Source organism: Delftia sp. HK171 (assembly GCF_001886655.1).
Classification (GTDB): Bacteria; Pseudomonadota; Gammaproteobacteria; order Burkholderiales; family Burkholderiaceae_C; genus Comamonas; species Comamonas acidovorans.
This window is the reverse complement of the sequence record NZ_CP018101.1, coordinates 3,723,448-3,740,058: the sequence shown is the minus strand read 5'-3', so window position 1 is coordinate 3,740,058 and position 16,611 is coordinate 3,723,448. Positions and strand designations below refer to the sequence as shown.

Below are 16,611 nucleotides of genomic sequence, written 5' to 3'. Positions count from 1 at the left end.
AGTGATTCACGCCACTGCGCGCTACCAACCGTCCACGGTCCACGAGACTGGCGCACCCCAGCCCAGGGACACTGAGGAAGGGCAGCCCCGCACCGAGGGTGTCGTCCCCCTCCCGCGCAGCGAGAGAGGGGGAAGCGGCGTAGCCGCTCAGGGGGTGCTTTGTTCTAGAACTCATTGTGGATGGCCTTGTAGCCGCGCACCAATTCGTTGTTGGTGCGGACCACGTCCTCGGAGAAATCGCTGGCGTCGGCGGGCACCTGGGCCAGCGTGGACAGGTCGGTCTCCGGGCCTATGCGCGCAGTGGACGGCACGTAGAAGCCCGGCGGCAGGTGGCATCCATCGACCACGGCGTTGTAGCGCACCACGCAGCCGTCATCGACCACGCAGTTGAACAGCACGCTGTTGAAGCCGATGAACACGCCATTGCCCACGGTGCAGGGCCCGTGGACGATGGCGCGATGGGCGATCGAGGTGTGCTGCCCCACGCTGACGCGCGCGCCGGACTTGGAGTGGATCACCACCCCGTCCTGGATGTTGGAGTGGGCACCGATCACGATGGGGTCGATGTGGCCGTCCGCATCCATCTCGTCGGCACGGATCACCGCATAGGGGCCGATGAAGACGTTCTCCTCCACGACCACCAGTCCGCACAGGATGGCCGTGGGGTCCACGAAGGCGCTGGCATGGATGCGCGGCAGGTCGCCGCGCGGGTTCTTGCGGATCATCCCTTGCGCCTGTTCTTTGCGCCGCCCTGGCGGGCCTTGAAGCGCGGGTTGCTCTTGCAGATGACGTAGATGCGGCCGCGCCGGCGCACCACCTGGCAGTCTCGATGGCGCAGCTTGGCTTCCTTGAGGGACGAGAGAACTTGCATGGAAAACTCCTTGGGTTGAAGAGAAACGGGTGCCGGCTCGCCGGTCATGCCCAGGCCACGGCATCGTGCGGATGCAGGCTCTCCATGTGGCGCACATGCACGCGCGGCCGGGCGTAGATGCCTTCCAGCGCGGCCTGTATGCGGCGCGCCGCATCCTCGACAAACATCAGGTTGCGGCCGTTGAGCGCGGCAAAGGCCTGCTCGTCGGCGCGCTTGACCGCGGTCTGCACGGGCGTGCCCAGCGCCTGCTCCACGCGAGCGATCAGGGGCAGGATGCCGAGGTCCGGCCCATCACAGGCCAGGTCCACGCTGACCTGGGCCTCGCTGCGCTGGCTGTGTGCCGTGGCAAGCGTGCCATGCCGGCGCAGCCAGGAGGCCACCTGGTCCGGCTCCACCAGGGGCTCGCCCGCAAAGGCCTGCAAAAAGCCATGCTCCAGCAACTGGCGCGACAGTGCCGCCGAGCAGGGGCAGGTCGAGGAATAGCCCACGCCCACCTGCAGCCGCAGCTGGAACACGCCCTGCGCCAGCGTGGCGTCCAGGCGCACGGGATAGGACTTCCAGCCCGACAGATCGTGGGTGACCAGGGCGGGCCGCTGGGCCAGCAGGTCCAGCGACAGGCGCAGGCGGGCGCTGCGGCTTTGGCAGTCGAGGTGGCTGTCGATCATGGCCTGCAGCGCATGGCGCAGCGCCAGGGCAGACAGCGCGGATTCCTCGGCCAGGCTGTCCAGTTGCCGGTACAGCCGGGACATGTGTATGCCCTTGACATGGGCCGCAGGAAGATCGACCTGCACATCAGCACGCGCATGCAGCTCGCGCCAGTAGCCGGGCTCGGCCACGGTCACGGGCAGGTCTATGCCCTGCATGCCCACCCATTGCAGCGGGCTGAGGCTGGGCGCGGGATCGGTCAGGGAAACATCGGGAAGAGGTGCAGGCATTCGGGGCTCCAGTGGCCGCGCCGACCCAGGCCGGCGCGGTATTCGTTCAATTCCAGTCGGGAAACGGGTTGTCCCATTGCACCCAGGTCTGCGGGCCCAGGGCCATTTCTGCATCGGTCAGCAGGCACTCGTCCAGGCGGGCGCGCAGCGCGTCCTCGTCCATGCCCATGCCGATCAGCACCAGTTCCTGGCGCGCGTCGCCCACGCCATCGACCCATTTGTCCAGGATGCGCTCCACGCTTTCGGGGTCGCGCGGCCAGCGCTCGGCCTCCACGGCCGCCCACCAGTGGCCGGCCGGCCCATGGCGGGCCACGGCGCCGGCCTGCGACCAGGAGCCGGCCAGCGCCGGATGGCTGGCCAGCCAGAAAAATCCCTTGGAGCGCACCACTCCCGGCCATTCGCTTTGCACCAGGCCGAAGAAGCGCCGGGGATGAAAGGGGCGGCGGGCACGGTAGACAAAGCTGGCAACGCCATAGGCCTCGGTCTCGGGCTGGTGCGTGCCACGCAACTGCTGCAGCCAGCCCGGCGCCCTGGAAGCCTCCTCGAAATCGAACAGCCCGGTATCGAGCACGCGATCCAGCGGCAGCTGGCCGAAGGAGGCGATCTCCAGCCTGGCACGCGGGTTGAGCCCGCGCAGGATGGCCATCAGCCGCGTGCAGTCCTCCTCGGTGACCAGGTCGATCTTGTTGAGCACGATCACATCGCAGAACTCCACCTGCTCGATCAGCAGATCGACCACGGTGCGGCGGTCTTCCTCGCCCAGCGATTCACCGCGCGAGCGCAGGCTGTCGCGCGAGCCATAGTCGTGCAGGAAGTTGAAGGCATCGACCACGGTCACCATGGTGTCCAGCCGCGCCACATCGCCCAGGCTGCGTCCGTCCTCGCCCGCGAAGGTGAAGGTCTCGGCCACCGGCAGCGGCTCGGAGATGCCCGTGGACTCGATGACCAGCTGGTCGAAGCGGCCCTCGCCCGCCAGCCGCGCCACCTCCAGCAGCAGGTCCTCGCGCAGCGTGCAGCAGATGCAGCCATTGCTCATCTCCACCAGCTTTTCGTCGGTGCGCGACAGGTCGGCCCCGCCATCGCGCACCAGGGCCGCGTCGATGTTGACCTCGGACATGTCATTGACGATGACGGCCACGCGCCGCCCTTCGCGGTTGTGCAGGATGTGGTTGAGCAAGGTGGTCTTGCCCGCGCCCAGAAAACCCGACAGCACGGTCACAGGCAATCGGGCATGCGGCGGCTGAACCGGCGCTACGGTATGCATCATGGAATCTCTCGAACAGGGACAGGGAGCACGCGGCGGGCACTGCGGCCGCATGCGCAGGGAGGGGTCTCAGGCGGGGAGCGCGGTGCAGGCGGAGCACTTGCCATGCAGCTCGATGTTCGAATGGGCCAGCGCAAACGCATGGCCATGCGCCCAGCTGCCCAGGCAGCGGTTGAGCGCGTCGTCCACGAACTCATCGACCTGGCCGCAGCTGTCGCAGATCGCAAAGGCCGAGAAATCATGGCTGCCCTCGTCCGGATGCGAGCAGCAGACATAGGCATTCAGCGACTCCAGACGATGGACCACGCCCTGCTCGGCCAGCTTGTCCAGCGCGCGGTAGACCTGGGTAGGGGCCGTCAAACCGTGGTCCCGCAACTGGTCGAGCAGCGCATAGGCCGTCAGCGGCGCGCCGGCCTGGCGCAGCGTGTCGAGCACGCGTTGTTGCTTGGTGGTCAGGGAGTGGGACATGGTGGTTTCCTGGTCAAAAAGGGCGGGCAGCGACCTTGCCCTGCATCAAAACAGTTACGTTATAACATAACAAAATCGGCGGCCACGCACTGTTTTACAATTAAAAAGAATATTAAGTTGCGCTTAAATACACAACAGGATATAGTCAGCTCCGTTGTTGAGGCCAAGCGCTTAAGCCGCCCACTTCCCTTCCCTGCACAACGGCTGTCCGCCGCTCCCCGCAGGATGTCTCTTGCGACCTTTGTCGCACAGTTGGTCTGTAGAGCTGCAGCCAACCGAGTTCCCAGATGCTCACGCAGGCCTGTTCAAGGCTGCGAACCTGACTGAACCACATTTCAAACACCGGCATTCCCATGGGCAAGTACGTCGTCTCGCCCTCGACACACCCGACCGACTGCGGCCGCTTCCGCGCCTCCTTCGCGGTCCATCGCTCCCAAGGCAACGGCAGCTACTGCCGCGTATTCCGTTTCGACAAGGCGTTCGCCTCCCGCGAAGCAGCACGGCTGTTTGCCGTCACCCAGGGCTGGCTCCAGACCTGCATGCAGCATCCGCCTGCGTGCTGACGGCCCGCCTGCCGCCCTCCCACCCATTCACCGCCGCGGATTGCACAGTCCGCCGCATGCATGCCAACGGTGCGCCCTTTTGCGCACATCCAATCGAAGAGGTTTTCCTATGACCACCAAAATCTACGTGGGCAATCTGCCCTACTCCGTGACCGACTCCAGCCTGGAAAGCAACTTTGCCGAGTTCGGCAACGTGGCCTCCGCCAAGGTCATGATGGACCGCGAAACCGGCCGCTCCAAGGGCTTCGGCTTTGTGGAAATGGCTTCTGCCGAAGTCGCCCAGGCCGCCATCACCGGCCTGCACGGCATGTCCGTGGACGGACGCTCGATCGTCGTGAACCTGGCCCGTCCCCGTGAAGAAGGCCGCAGCTCCGGTGGTTACAGCCCGCAGGGTTACGCCGGCAAGCGTTCGGACGTCGGCTACGGCAATGGCGGCCACGGCGGCGGTCGCTACTGATCACGGCGCAGCTTCCAAAAACCGGCTCTCTGGGCCGGTTTTTTTTCGCCTGCGGTTTTCTTTCCTGCCGTTGCAGGCATGAAAAAACCGGCCGCCCTTGCGGGTCGGCCGGTCATGGCTGAAGCCTGCCGGGGCCTGGCCCCGGCACAGTGGCTTACAGCAGCGCGTCGATGGCTGCGTTGAACGTGGCGCTGGGGCGCATCACGGCATCCATCTTGGCCACGTCGGGCATGTAGTAGCCACCGATGTCCACGGCCTTGCCCTGCACGGCGCGCAGCTCTTCGATGATCTTGGACTCGTTGTCGGCCAGTTGCTTGGCCAGCGAAGCGAACTTGGAGGCCAGTTCGGCATCTTCCGTCTGCGCCGCCAGGGCCTGTGCCCAGTACAGGGCGATGTAGAACTGGCTGCCACGGTTGTCCAGCTCGCCGGTGCGGCGCGAAGGCGACTTGTCTTCGTCCAGCAGCTTGCCCGTGGCTTCATCCAGGGTCTTGGCCAGCAGCTTGGCGCGGGCGTTGTCGTTCTTGATGCCCAGGTCTTCCAGCGACACGGCCAGTGCCAGGAACTCGCCCAGCGAATCCCAGCGCAGGTGGTTTTCCTCCACCAGCTGCTGCACGTGCTTGGGAGCCGAGCCGCCAGCACCCGTTTCGTACATGCCGCCACCGGCCATCAGGGGCACGATGGACAGCATCTTGGCCGAGGTGCCCAGTTCCATGATGGGGAACAGGTCGGTCAGGTAGTCGCGCAGGATGTTGCCGGTCACCGAGATGGTGTCCAGGCCGCGGGCCACGCGCTCCAGCGTGTAGCGCATGGCGCGGACCTGAGACAGGATGTGGATTTCCAGGCCCGTGGTGTCGTAGTCCTTCAGGTAGGTGTTGACCTTCTTGATCAGCTCGGCCTCGTGCGGACGATAGGGGTCCAGCCAGAACACGGCAGGCATGCCGGAGTTGCGGGCACGCGTGACGGCCAGCTTGACCCAGTCGCGGATGGGAGCGTCCTTGACCTGGCACATGCGCCAGATGTCGCCCTGCTCCACGTTCTGGCTCATCAGCACTTCGCCGGTGGCCAGATCGACGATGTTGGCAACGCCGTCTTCCTCGATCTCGAAGGTCTTGTCGTGCGAGCCGTACTCTTCGGCCTTTTGCGCCATCAGGCCCACGTTGGGCACGGTGCCCATGGTCTTGGGGTCGAAGTTGCCGTGCCACTTGCAGAAGTTGATCATCTCCTGGTAGATGCGGGCAAAGGTGGACTCAGGCATCACGGCCTTGCAGTCGTAGGGCTTGCCGTCGGCGCCCCACATCTTGCCGCCCTGGCGGATCATGGCGGGCATGGACGCGTCAACGATCACGTCGTTGGGCGAGTGGAAGTTGGTGATGCCCTTGGCAGAGTCCACCATGGCCAGCGCGGGACGGTGTTCCTGGCAGGCGTGCAGGTCACGGATGATCTCTTCGCGCAGCGAGGCGGGCAGCGTCTCGATCTTCTCGTACAGCGTGGACATGCCGTTATTGACGTTCACGCCCAGCTCGTCGAACAGCTTGCCGTGCTTCTCGAAGGCTTCCTTGTAGTAGATCCTCACGCAGTGGCCGAACACGATGGGGTGCGAGACCTTCATCATCGTGGCCTTGACGTGCAGCGAGAACAGGATGCCGGCGTCGCGGCAGTCGTCCAGTTCCTTTTCATAGAAGTCGCACAGCGCCTTCTTGCTCATGAACATGGAGTCGATGATCTCGCCGGCCTTCAGTGCCACCTTGGACTTGAGCACCACGGTCTTGCCGCTCTTGGTGGTCAGCTCCATCTTGACGTCGCGTGCGGCGTCCAGCGTGATCGACTTTTCGCCGTGGTAGAAGTCGCCGTGCTCCATGTGCGAGACATGGGTTTGCGACCACTGCTTCCACTCGCCCATGGAGTGGGGGTGCTTCTTGGCGTAGTTCTTGACGGCGGCAGGAGCGCGGCGGTCGGAGTTGCCCTCGCGCAGCACGGGGTTCACGGCCGAGCCCAGGCACTTGCCGTAGCGTGCCTTGATGTCCTTTTCCTGATCGTTGGTCGGATTCTCGGGATAGTCGGGCAGTGCGTAGCCCTTGCCCTGCAGCTCCTTGATGGCAGCCGTCAGCTGGGCCACGGAGGCGCTGATGTTGGGCAGCTTGATGATGTTGACATCGGGCTCCAGCGTCTTCTTGCCGAGCTCGGACAAGGTGTGGGCCACGCGCTGGTCTTCGGCCAGGAATTCGGAGAACTCACCCAGGATGCGGTGGGCCACGGAGATGTCGGCGGTCTCGACATTCACGCCGACGGGTGCGGCAAAGGCGCGCACCACAGGCAGGAAGGCACTGGTGGCAAGGCGCGGAGCCTCATCGGTCAGGGTGTAGATGATGGTGGGTTGCTGCGTGCTCATCTCTTGTCTCAGGTAGTGAAAAGGTAGGGGTCGCGCCGCAGGCCGTCGAACCGGGCATCCGCTAGGGGAAACGGGGCCGGTGCAGCCTGAGGCAGTAGGACCGTCACGCAATGCCCCGTCGCGCCAGCATGCTGCCCCGGCGTTTTCTGCAATGCGATCCCACAATACAAAATTCTAAGCGGAACCCGCCATATTTTTTAAGTCTTGTAGAAGACTTAGGGTTTTACAGCGGCATTCGGGACCTGTTTTCACAGGGAAACGGCTTGCAGCCCCCGCGTTTTCTACCATGCAAAAAATGCTGTAGCGTGACGGACACGCAAGCGGAGCAGACCCCCGGGTCAAACCCAGAGCCGATACATCCAGAACGATTCATCGTGCTCGAAGCGCCGCGCAAACTCCCCCGGCGAAAACCCCGTGATCTGGCGCACGGCGCGGCACATATGGGCCTGGTCGGAGAAGCCCTCATCCAGCGCCAGCGCGGCCCAGTCCAGCGCCTGTCCCTGTTCATGGTGGCGCCGCGCCGCATGGAACAGGCTTTCCGTGCGCACCATGCCCTGCCACTGCCGCAGGGAGCGTCCGCTGAACTGCTTGATGCGCCGCTCCACCTGGCGCGCGCCCAGCGTTCTTTGCCATTGCAGCGCCTGCATCCCCAGCCAGGCCACCCAGTGGCGCCCATGCTCGCGCAATGAGGGCAGCACCTGCAGGGCGCTCCCCCGGACCTCGCGCCAGCGCGGCGCCAGGTGGCGCTGCAACGCGTCCAGGGTGCCGGCATCGTCCTGCGCATGCAGCAGGGCCTGGCACAGCGCGGACCAGGACGGCCCCAGCACCCCGGATGCCGCGACAAAGCCATCCTGCGCCTGCAGCACACCGGGGCCGAACAGCTGCAGCGCAGCATCCAGGTGCAGGCAGACCATGCCGCCACGGCCCGGCCCGCTGGCCCAGCTGGCCGTCGGCGCAGTCTGGCTGCCCGAGAGCATGACGGATGCCTCAAAGGGCTCGCAGCCCTGCACGCCCACCAGGCCTGCGGCCATGTCCTGGTACCAGGACAGGCAGACCATGGGGGTGGCGGGAAAATGCGACAGCCGCTGCGCATCGTCCAGGGCCACGCCCCGCGTATCGCGGCAGACGACGGCCACCACCGCACCATGCAGCCCTGCCGGCGCGGGATACAGCATGGAGTGCGGCTGCCGCCCCTGGCCTGCCCAGCGTGCGCCCCTGGCATGCAGGGGCGGACAGGCAGCAAAGGCACTGGGCGTACGGGCTTCGATTGCGGCTTCGGCTTCGGGCATCACGACTGCATCCATGGAGGCGCAGTGTAGGCCTGGCCGCCCGCCGATCCCGTGACGCTTTCGTTCAAGACCACGGGCGGCGTGACCAGCGAGCATGGGAACATGAACCACCCGAATCCCACACAAGATACCTGCACACCGGCGCCGTCGAATGCGGCCTCCTGCCCCTTCGCCACGCAAGCGCCGCAATCCGCACAACCGGCGCAACCCGAGCAATCCGAGCAGATGGCCTCCACGGCCTGGCCACCCGGCCCGGCACCGGGGCTCACGGGCTGGGGCCTGCTGCGCCGCATGTCGCGCGACCTGCTGGGTACGCTGGCGCAATGGCGCGGCGAGCACGGCGATGCCATCCATCTGCGCATCTGGCCAGAGCACCAGGTCGTCGTCACGGATCCCGAACTGGTGCGCGAACTGCTGGTGGGCCAGCACGATGCGCTGGTGCGCTGGGAGCACGGCATCTCGGTCTTTGCCCAACTGCACGGCCACAGCGTGCTGGTCAGCGAAGGCCAGCCCTGGCGCAGCAAGCGGCAGGCCCTGTTGCCGGCCTTCTCCCCCAAGGCCGTGCAGGCCCAGATACCGGCCCTGGCCGCAGCCGCGCAGGCCGCGCTGCAGGCCTGGCCGCAGCAGTCCGAGGACTTTCCCATGGAACAGGCGCTGACCGCCCTGGCCATGGATGTGATCATGCGGCTGATGTTCTCCGGCGCCATCGGCGAGGATGCGCGCTCCGCGGAGCAGGCCATCCGCGAAGTCAGCCATGCCGCCAACAGCGAGTTCTACTGGCCCCTGCGCTGGCCCGATGCCATGCCATGGAAACGCCGCAAGCGCCGGGCGCTGGCCTGGCTGCGCAGCTTCATCGACCGGCAGGTCCGGCTCCGGCTGGCGCAGGCCGATGAAGACTGGCCCGAGGATCTGCTCAGCCGCCTGCTGCGCCTGCACCGGGGCGACGCCCAGGCCTGGACGCTGCAGGCCGTGCGCGATGAGTGCATGACGGCCTTTCTGGCAGGTCACGAAACCGTGGCCAGCAGCCTGACCTGGTGGTCCTGGTGCATGGCCACCCATCCCGAGGCGCAGCAGCAGGTGGCTGACGAGATCCAGGAACAGCTGCAGGGCCGCCCGCCCACGGCGCAGGACCTGCCGGCGCTGCGCCAGTTGGGCTGGAGCCTTCAGGAAGCCATGCGCCTGTACCCGGCCGCGCCCGTGCTCATCAGCCGGCGTTGCACACGGCCTGTGCAGCTGGGCCCGTGGCGCCTGCCCGCGCGAACCCTGTTCATGATTGCGCCCGGCCTCATGCAACGCGATGCGCGCTGGTTCCCGCAACCCGATGCCTTTCAGCCGCAGCGTTTCGCCGATGCCGACAAGGACGGAGCCCCTGCCGCGCCGCGCGGCAGCTGGATGCCTTTTGGCACCGGCCCGCGCGTATGCCTGGGCCAGCACCTGGCCAGCACGGAGATGACGGTGGTGGCAGCCATGGTGCTGCAGCGCCTGCGGCTGAGCGTGCCCGAAGGTGCCGGCGCCCCTCGCCCTGTGCTGCAGGTCACGCTGCGGCCATCCACGCCCCTGAGACTGCGGCTGCAGTCGCGCAGCGGCGCACAGGCCGGGTAAACGTGGCGATATATTGCGCCAAATCATCTACAAAGCACGCCAATTACGCCAAATTGTCACCCATCCGCATTTATTCTGTCTTTTTGACTAGAACCACTGGACTGGAGACGATTTGAGTACCCTGGCAATCGTGATTTCACTGGCGGGACTGATGTTCCTGGCCTACCGAGGCATCTCCGTGCTGCTGCTGGCCCCCCTGATGGCCGCCGTGGCCGTGCTGCTGTCCGGCGACCTGGGCCACATGCTGCCGCTGTACACCAGCACCTTCATGGGCGCCCTGGGCAACTACATGCTGCAGTTCTTCCCCGTGTTCCTGCTGGGCGCGCTGTTCGGCCAGTTGATGGCGGACTCGGGCGCGGCCACCGCGATATCGCACTGGATCATGCGCGTGCTGGGCGAGAAGCACGCCATCCTCACGGTGGTTCTGGCCTGCGCCGTGCTCACCTATGGCGGCGTGTCGCTGTTCGTGGTGGCCTTTGCCATCTATCCGATTGCCAAGTCGCTGTTCCGCGCGGCCCATGTGCCCAAGCGGCTGATACCGCCCACCATCGCGCTGGGCTCGTTCACCTTCACCATGACGGCGCTGCCGGGCACGCCGTCCATCCAGAACGCCATTCCCATTCCCTACTACGGCACCAATGTGTTCGCGGCGCCGGGCCTGGGCATCATCGGCGGCATGACCATGCTGGCCCTGGGCCTGTGGTGGCTGCAGTCGCGCGCGGCCAAGGCGCGCGTGGCCGGCGAAGGCTACGGCGACCATGACGACGCCGTCGAGCAGGGGCTGCATGAAGAAAGCGATCCCGCCCTGCACAGCCGCCGGGACCTGCCGCTGCTGCTGGCCCTGCTGCCGCTGGTACTGGTGATCGCGGTCAATGCGCTGCTGACCTACGGCGTGTTCCCGCAGATGGATTTCGGCTTTCTGAAGGAACGTTTTCCTGCCGTGGACCCGGCCAAGCAGACGGGCCTGTGGGCGCTGATCATGGCCCTGGCCGTGGCCTGCGCCGCACTGGTGCTGCTGGGCCTGGGCCGCTGGCGCAATCTCAAGGAGTCGGTGAACAAGGGCGTGCTGGGCTCCATGCTGCCCATCTTCAACACCGCCTCGGAGGTGGGCTACGGTGCGGTCATCGCGGGGCTGGCGGGCTTTGCCATCATCCGCGAGGCCGTGCTCAACGTGGCGCCACACAACCCGCTGATCTCCGAGGCCGTGGCCATGAACGTGCTGGCCGGCATCACGGGGTCGTCGTCCGGCGGCCTGTCGATTGCGCTGTCCACGCTGGGCAAGGACTACCTGGCCATGGCCGCCCAGCTGGGCATCAGCCCGGAGCTGCTGCACCGCGTGGCCGTGATGGCGGCCGGCTGCTTCGACACCCTGCCGCACAGCGGCGCCATCATCACGCTGCTGTCCATCTGCGGCCTCACGCACCGCCAGTCGTACGGCAACATCGCCATCATGACCATTGGTGCGCCACTGCTGGCCCTGGTGCTGGTGATCACGCTCGGCACCATGTTCGGGTCCTTCTGAGGGACCAGGGCGCAGAGCGCGCGCGGGAAATACCACGGCATCGCGCCCGCCACAACCGGCATATGACGTATATGCGCGGAGCGGGTGCATGGCAACAATGCATGCACGGCGATAAGGCATCGCCCCGATTCATTCCCGCATTACCGACAAGACGACATCCGCTGCCAAAGCTGCCAGCGCCGATGTCGGGCAACAAGGCCCGAACCGCTCCCTGACCCGGAGCGGTTCGGGCCTTTTTTTGTTGGACGGGAATCGAGGGGGCTGCGATGCCGCACGCCGCCCCTTCAACCCCTTCAGGAGCAGCAGCATGAGACACGGAGATATTTCCAGCAGCAACGATTGCGTCGGCGTGGCGGTGGTCAACTACAAGATGCCACGCCTGCACACCAAGGCCGAGGTGCTGGACAACTGCCGCAAGATCGCCGACATGCTGGTGGGCATGAAGCGCGGCCTGCCGGGAATGGACCTGGTGATCTTCCCCGAGTACTCCACGCACGGCATCATGTACGACGCCAAGGAGATGTACGACACGGCCAGCGCCATCCCAGGCGAAGAGACCGAAATCTTCGCCGACGCCTGCCGCAGGGCCAACGTCTGGGGCGTGTTCTCGCTGACGGGCGAGCGCCATGAGGAGCACCCCAACAAGGCGCCCTACAACACCCTCATCCTCATGAACAACCAGGGCGAGATCGTGCAGAAGTACCGCAAGATCATGCCCTGGGTGCCCATCGAGGGCTGGTACCCGGGCGACTGCACCTATGTGAGCGAAGGCCCCAAGGGCCTGAAGATCAGCCTCATCATCTGCGACGACGGCAACTACCCCGAGATCTGGCGCGACTGCGCCATGCGCGGCGCCGAGCTCGTCGTGCGCTGCCAGGGCTACATGTACCCGGCCAAGGAGCAGCAGATCATGGTCTCCAAGGCCATGGCCTTCATGAACAACTGCTATGTGGCCGTGGCCAATGCGGCGGGCTTCGACGGCGTGTACTCGTACTTCGGGCACTCGGCCATCATCGGCTTCGATGGCCGCACCCTGGGCGAGACTGGCGAGGAGGAAATGGGCATCCAGTACGCCGAACTGTCCAAGCACCTGATCCGCGATGCGCGCAAGAACGGCCAGTCTCAGAACCATCTGTTCAAGCTGGTGCACCGGGGCTACACCGGCACCATCAACTCCGGCGACGGGGACAAGGGCGTGGCCGCCTGCCCGTACAACTTCTACAGCCAGTGGGTCAACGATCCCGAGGGCACGCGCGAGATGGTGGAGTCCTTCACGCGCACCACCGTAGGCACGCCCGAATGCCCCATCGAAGGCATTCCGCACGAGGCGCCCAGGCACCGCTGACAGCGTCCTGCCTCCGTGCCAGCAGGCGCGGGGGCAGGCCCGCCCATGAACACGCAAAGGTGAAGAGTGAAGATGAGCACGACAACAACCACAGGCCCGCTGCACGCTCCTGCCAACCAGGCCGCCGACCCGCTGGCGGCCTACCGCATCGAGGAAGAGCCCTTCTACCGCCCCTCGGGCCGCGAAGTACAGCTGTACCGCCAGGCCTACCAGCACCGAATGCCGCTCATCCTCAAGGGCCCCACGGGCTGCGGCAAGACGCGCTTTGTGGAGTACATGGCGTGGGCGCTCAAGCGCCCCCTGGTCACGCTGGCCTGCAACGAGGACATGACGGCCTCCGACCTGGTGGGCCGCTACCTGCTGGATGCCGACGGCACGGCCTGGCACGACGGCCCGCTGACCCTGGCCGTGCGCCATGGCGGCATCTGCTACCTGGACGAAGTGGTGGAGGCCCGCCAGGACACCACGGTCGTCATCCACCCGCTGACCGACGCGCGCCGCGCCCTGCCGCTGGACAAGAAGGGCGAGGTGGTCCACGCGCACCCCGACTTCCAGCTGGTGGTTTCCTACAACCCCGGCTACCAGAGCAGCGCCAAGGACATGAAGCCATCGACCCGCCAGCGCTTCGCCGCGCTGGACTTCGACTACCCGGCGCCCGAGATCGAGGCGGATATCGTGGCCCACGAGACCGGCATTGCCCCGGCCACCGCTCGCAGCCTGGTCAGCCTGGCGCGCAGCACACGCGAACTGCGCCACCGGGGCCTGGACGAAGGCGCCTCCACCCGCATGCTGATCTACGCAGGCCTGCTGATGCGCGACGGCATGCCGGTGCATGACAGCTGCGACATGACCATCACCAGCGCCCTGACCGACGACCCCGACACGGCCGCCGCGCTGCGCCAGCTGGTCGAAGCAGAGTTCGGCGCCTGAGGGCCGCGCGCCATGGCCATCGTCTCCGTTGCCTTGCCCGAAGAGTCCCGTCTGCTGCACACGCTGGGCCTGCTGGCCAGCGGCCTGGCGCGCCAGCCTGTCGCCGTGCAGGCGCTGGCTAGGACGCCGGCCAGTGCCCCGGCGCCGGGCCAAGCCCACGCCCTGCCGCCGCGCGCCGTGTTGATCAGCCAGCCTGCCCGGCTGCTGGTTCCCGCCAACTTGCCCATGCAGGCACACCTGCACGCAGCAACAATGGCCCATGCCGCAGCCCATCTGCGCTTTTCACCGGCAGGCCAGGACAGCAGCGCCCTCAAGCCCATGGGCCAGGCCGTGGTGGGCGCACTGGAAGATGCGCGCGTGGAGCGGCTGCTGTGCCTGCAGCACCCCGGCGTGCGCCGCTGGTTCGAGGCCTGCATCGCCCCCGAGCCCGACCCATCCGACCTGGGCTTTGCCGCCTTCATGGCCCGGCTGGACCGCATGCTGCTGTGGCCAGAGCGCGTGGACGGCAACCACTGGATCCACAAGGCCCGTGACCTGTTCGAGAACACCGCCACGCGCCATGGTCTGGAGGACTACGCCGCATTCCGGGCCATTGCCTCCATCCTGGCCAACGACCTGGGACAGATGCGCGTGCGCATGGACCCGCAGCACCATGCCGTGCCCAGCATCTACCGTGATGACAACAGCTATCTCTGGCAGCATCCGGACTCGCCTCAGGGCGAGGAAGACACACTCGCGCTGCAGCAGTCCGCTGCGCGCGCGGCCCCTCCTCCATCGGCCGGCGCAGGACAGCAGTCCGATGCACAGGAAGGCCAGTCGCTGGACCCAGGCCTGGAACTGTCGCGCCACAGCTATCCGGAATGGGACCGCAGGTCGGAGCGCCTGAAGACGGACTGGTGCACCGTCATCGACACCCTGCCCGCATGGCAGGCCGAGGCTCTGGCCGGGAAAGGCTCCCAAGCCGGCAGACAGACACTGCCGCCCCTGCCGCTGCCGCCCGCACGCCAGTTGGACCGGCGCCAGCGCCTGCGCCGCCAGTGGGAGGGCGATGACCTGGACTTCAATGCCGCCATCGAGGTCCAGGTAGACCGCCGTCTGAACCTGCGACCGGAACCTCGCCTTTTCATGCGTGCCGGCAAAGGCCCGCGCCCCACCAGCCTGCTGGTGCTGATGGACGCTTCCGAATCGGTCAACACGCCCGGCCCCCAAGGCGCCAGCCTGCTGGAGCTGGAGAAACAGGCGGCCCTCATGCTGGCCGAATCGCGCGCAGGCCACAGGACCGGCGTGGACCGCCTGGCCGTCCACGCCTTCTCGTCCAACACGCGCGCCGAAGTCCGCTACCTGCGCCTGCTGGACTTCGGCCAGCCCTTTGCCGCAGCAGCGGCCGCCCGGTTGCAGGCACTGCAGGGGCGCCACTCCACACGCCTGGGCGCCGCCCTGCGCCACGCCAGCAGCCTGCTGGCGGCCGAGCCTGCTGGCCAGCGCCATTTGCTGGTGATCACCGACGGCGCACCCGCCGACATCGACGTGCATGACGATCGCTACCTGATCGAAGACGCGCGCCATGCCGTGCAGCAGGCCCGCGCCGCAGGCATACGCATCAGTTGCCTGGCTGTGGACAGCCAGGCAGACGGCTATGTGCGCCATATCTTTGGCGGGCGCAACTACGGCATTGCCGACGACGCGCGGCATCTGCCAAGGCGGCTGTCCCAGATGGGCGCAAGGCTCGCAGCCGGCCGCTGACCACGGCCACCGACCACGCCAATCTCGATTAACCTGAAGCGCATGCAAAGAACGCAAGCCAGCACCTGGCACAGAAGGAACCCATGAACGACCCCGTCAGAGTCGGCATTCTTTACTCGGCAACCGGCACCACATCGACCATCGGCCAGTCCCAGCTGCAGGGCGCGCAGCTGGCCATCGACGAAATCAACGAGGCGGGCGGCCTGCTGGGGCGCGAACTGGTCGCAGTGCGCTACGACCCGGCCTCCACGCCGGCCCGCTATGCGGCCCTGGCCGAGCAACTCATCGTGCGCGATGGCATCAACGTCATCTTCGGCTGCTACATGTCCAGCAGCCGCAAGGCCGTCATCCCCATCGTCGAGAAATGGAACAAGCTGCTGTTCTATCCCACGCTCTACGAAGGCTTCGAGTTCTCGGGCAATGTCATCTACACGGGCGCCGCGCCCAACCAGAACAGCGTGCAACTGGCCGACTACATGACCAGCAGCTTCGGCGCGCGGGTCTACCTCATCGGCTCGGACTACATCTATCCCTATGAGTCCAACCGCATCATGGGCGAGCTGGTCATGCAGCATCCGGGCAGCGACAAGCTCGGTGAACACTACCTGCCGCTGGATGCCACCGAGCGCGACTACGCGGCCATCATGCAGGACATCCGCGCCAGGCAGCCGGACTTCATCTTCTCCACCGTGGTCGGCGACTCCACGGCCAGCCTCTACCGCGCCTATGCCGACGCAGGCTTCAACCCGCAGACCATGCCGATTGCCAGCCTCACCACCTCCGAGGCCGAGATCGCCCAGATGGGGGCCGACGTGGCCAGCGGACATTTCACGGCCGCGCCCTACTTCCAGTCCATCGATTCGCCCGCCAACGCGCGCTGCCTGGCCCGGCTGCGCCAGCGCCTGGGCGACGACTGCCGGCCCAACCTGTGCTGGGAGGCCGCCTACTTTCAGATGCACCTGTTCGCCAATGCCTTCCGCCAGGCCGGCAGTGACCGCATAGGCGAGCTGCTGCCCCATCTGCTGGGCAGCGAATTCGACGCGCCCCAGGGCCGCATCCGGCTGGATCCCGACAACCACCACACCTGGCTGCACCCGCGCGTGGGCCGCGCCAATGCACAGGGCGGCTTCACCATCGTGCGCCAGGCCACCCGGGCCGTCTCGCCCGACCCCTACCTGGTCACCCACTCCCTGGGCGACTGGACCGCCAGCCTCGGTGCCCTGGAGAACTGAG

The 16,611-nt window shown here is 66.4% G+C and carries 15 protein-coding genes; 8 read left to right on the top strand and 7 right to left on the bottom strand.

The features are described from left to right. Nucleotides 1-164 precede the first annotated feature (164 nt). From BO996_RS16835 to BO996_RS16815, 5 genes are all read right to left on the bottom strand, one after another. On the bottom strand, nucleotides 165-725 hold the full coding sequence (locus tag BO996_RS16835; RefSeq protein WP_013802514.1) for a gamma carbonic anhydrase family protein: 561 nt from the start codon (nucleotides 723-725) through the stop codon (nucleotides 165-167). Continuing rightward, complete coding sequence (gene ykgO, locus BO996_RS16830) at nucleotides 722-871, bottom strand: type B 50S ribosomal protein L36 (protein ID WP_013802515.1); 150 nt, start codon at nucleotides 869-871, stop codon at nucleotides 722-724. Before ykgO ends, BO996_RS16835 begins: the two co-directional genes overlap by 4 nt. A gap of 44 nt (nucleotides 872-915) precedes the next feature. Next, complete coding sequence (gene folE2 / locus BO996_RS16825; RefSeq protein ID WP_071955768.1) at nucleotides 916-1,806, bottom strand: GTP cyclohydrolase FolE2; 891 nt, start codon at nucleotides 1,804-1,806, stop codon at nucleotides 916-918. A 46-nt stretch (nucleotides 1,807-1,852) separates the two neighbouring features. After that, nucleotides 1,853-3,073, bottom strand: a complete 1,221-nt coding sequence (gene zigA / locus BO996_RS16820) for a zinc metallochaperone GTPase ZigA (RefSeq protein ID WP_071955766.1) — start codon at nucleotides 3,071-3,073, stop codon at nucleotides 1,853-1,855. A 66-nt stretch (nucleotides 3,074-3,139) separates the two neighbouring features. Then, nucleotides 3,140-3,538 carry a Fur family transcriptional regulator gene (locus BO996_RS16815; RefSeq protein WP_013802518.1) on the bottom strand — a complete coding sequence of 133 codons (399 nt, stop codon included), beginning with the start codon at nucleotides 3,536-3,538 and terminating at the stop codon, nucleotides 3,140-3,142. Nucleotides 3,539-3,891: 353 nt separating this feature from the next. Between BO996_RS16815 and BO996_RS16810 the strand changes: the two genes are divergently transcribed. Together BO996_RS16810 and BO996_RS16805 are read left to right on the top strand one after the other, a co-directional pair. Continuing rightward, complete coding sequence (locus tag BO996_RS16810) at nucleotides 3,892-4,101, top strand: hypothetical protein (protein ID WP_012205475.1); 210 nt, start codon at nucleotides 3,892-3,894, stop codon at nucleotides 4,099-4,101. 109 nt (nucleotides 4,102-4,210) lie between these two features. Then, on the top strand, nucleotides 4,211-4,558 hold the full coding sequence (locus BO996_RS16805; RefSeq protein ID WP_012205474.1) for an RNA recognition motif domain-containing protein: 348 nt from the start codon (nucleotides 4,211-4,213) through the stop codon (nucleotides 4,556-4,558). Between the two features lie 154 nt (nucleotides 4,559-4,712). Here the strand turns inward: BO996_RS16805 and BO996_RS16800 are convergent, their stop codons facing one another. After that, nucleotides 4,713-6,947 (bottom strand): NADP-dependent isocitrate dehydrogenase, encoded by a 2,235-nt coding sequence (locus BO996_RS16800; protein ID WP_013802520.1) that lies wholly within the window; start codon nucleotides 6,945-6,947, stop codon nucleotides 4,713-4,715. 338 nt (nucleotides 6,948-7,285) lie between these two features. After that, nucleotides 7,286-8,236: a helix-turn-helix domain-containing protein gene (locus BO996_RS16795; protein WP_083571223.1), complete on the bottom strand. Its 951-nt coding sequence runs from the start codon at nucleotides 8,234-8,236 to the stop codon at nucleotides 7,286-7,288. Between the two features lie 291 nt (nucleotides 8,237-8,527). On the opposite strand from BO996_RS16795, the gene BO996_RS16790 reads away from it, so the two are divergent. From BO996_RS16790 to BO996_RS16765, 6 genes are all read left to right on the top strand, one after another. After that, a complete protein-coding gene (locus BO996_RS16790) occupies nucleotides 8,528-9,838 on the top strand; it encodes a cytochrome P450 (protein ID WP_232240547.1) in 1,311 nt (436 codons plus the stop codon). 112 nt (nucleotides 9,839-9,950) lie between these two features. Further along, a complete protein-coding gene (locus BO996_RS16785; protein WP_034393326.1) occupies nucleotides 9,951-11,360 on the top strand; it encodes a GntP family permease in 1,410 nt (469 codons plus the stop codon). Between the two features lie 307 nt (nucleotides 11,361-11,667). After that, the gene (locus BO996_RS16780; RefSeq protein WP_043791758.1) at nucleotides 11,668-12,705 is read left to right on the top strand and encodes an aliphatic amidase; all 1,038 of its coding nucleotides are present in this window, start codon (nucleotides 11,668-11,670) and stop codon (nucleotides 12,703-12,705) included. 72 nt (nucleotides 12,706-12,777) lie between these two features. Next, entirely contained in the window at nucleotides 12,778-13,635 is an 858-nt protein-coding gene (locus BO996_RS16775; protein WP_016454627.1) for a CbbQ/NirQ/NorQ/GpvN family protein, read from the top strand. 12 nt (nucleotides 13,636-13,647) lie between these two features. Further along, complete coding sequence (locus BO996_RS16770; protein WP_071955764.1) at nucleotides 13,648-15,378, top strand: nitric oxide reductase activation protein NorD; 1,731 nt, start codon at nucleotides 13,648-13,650, stop codon at nucleotides 15,376-15,378. A gap of 83 nt (nucleotides 15,379-15,461) precedes the next feature. Continuing rightward, a complete protein-coding gene (locus tag BO996_RS16765; RefSeq protein ID WP_071955763.1) occupies nucleotides 15,462-16,610 on the top strand; it encodes a transporter substrate-binding domain-containing protein in 1,149 nt (382 codons plus the stop codon). Nucleotide 16,611: the final 1 nt, after the last annotated feature.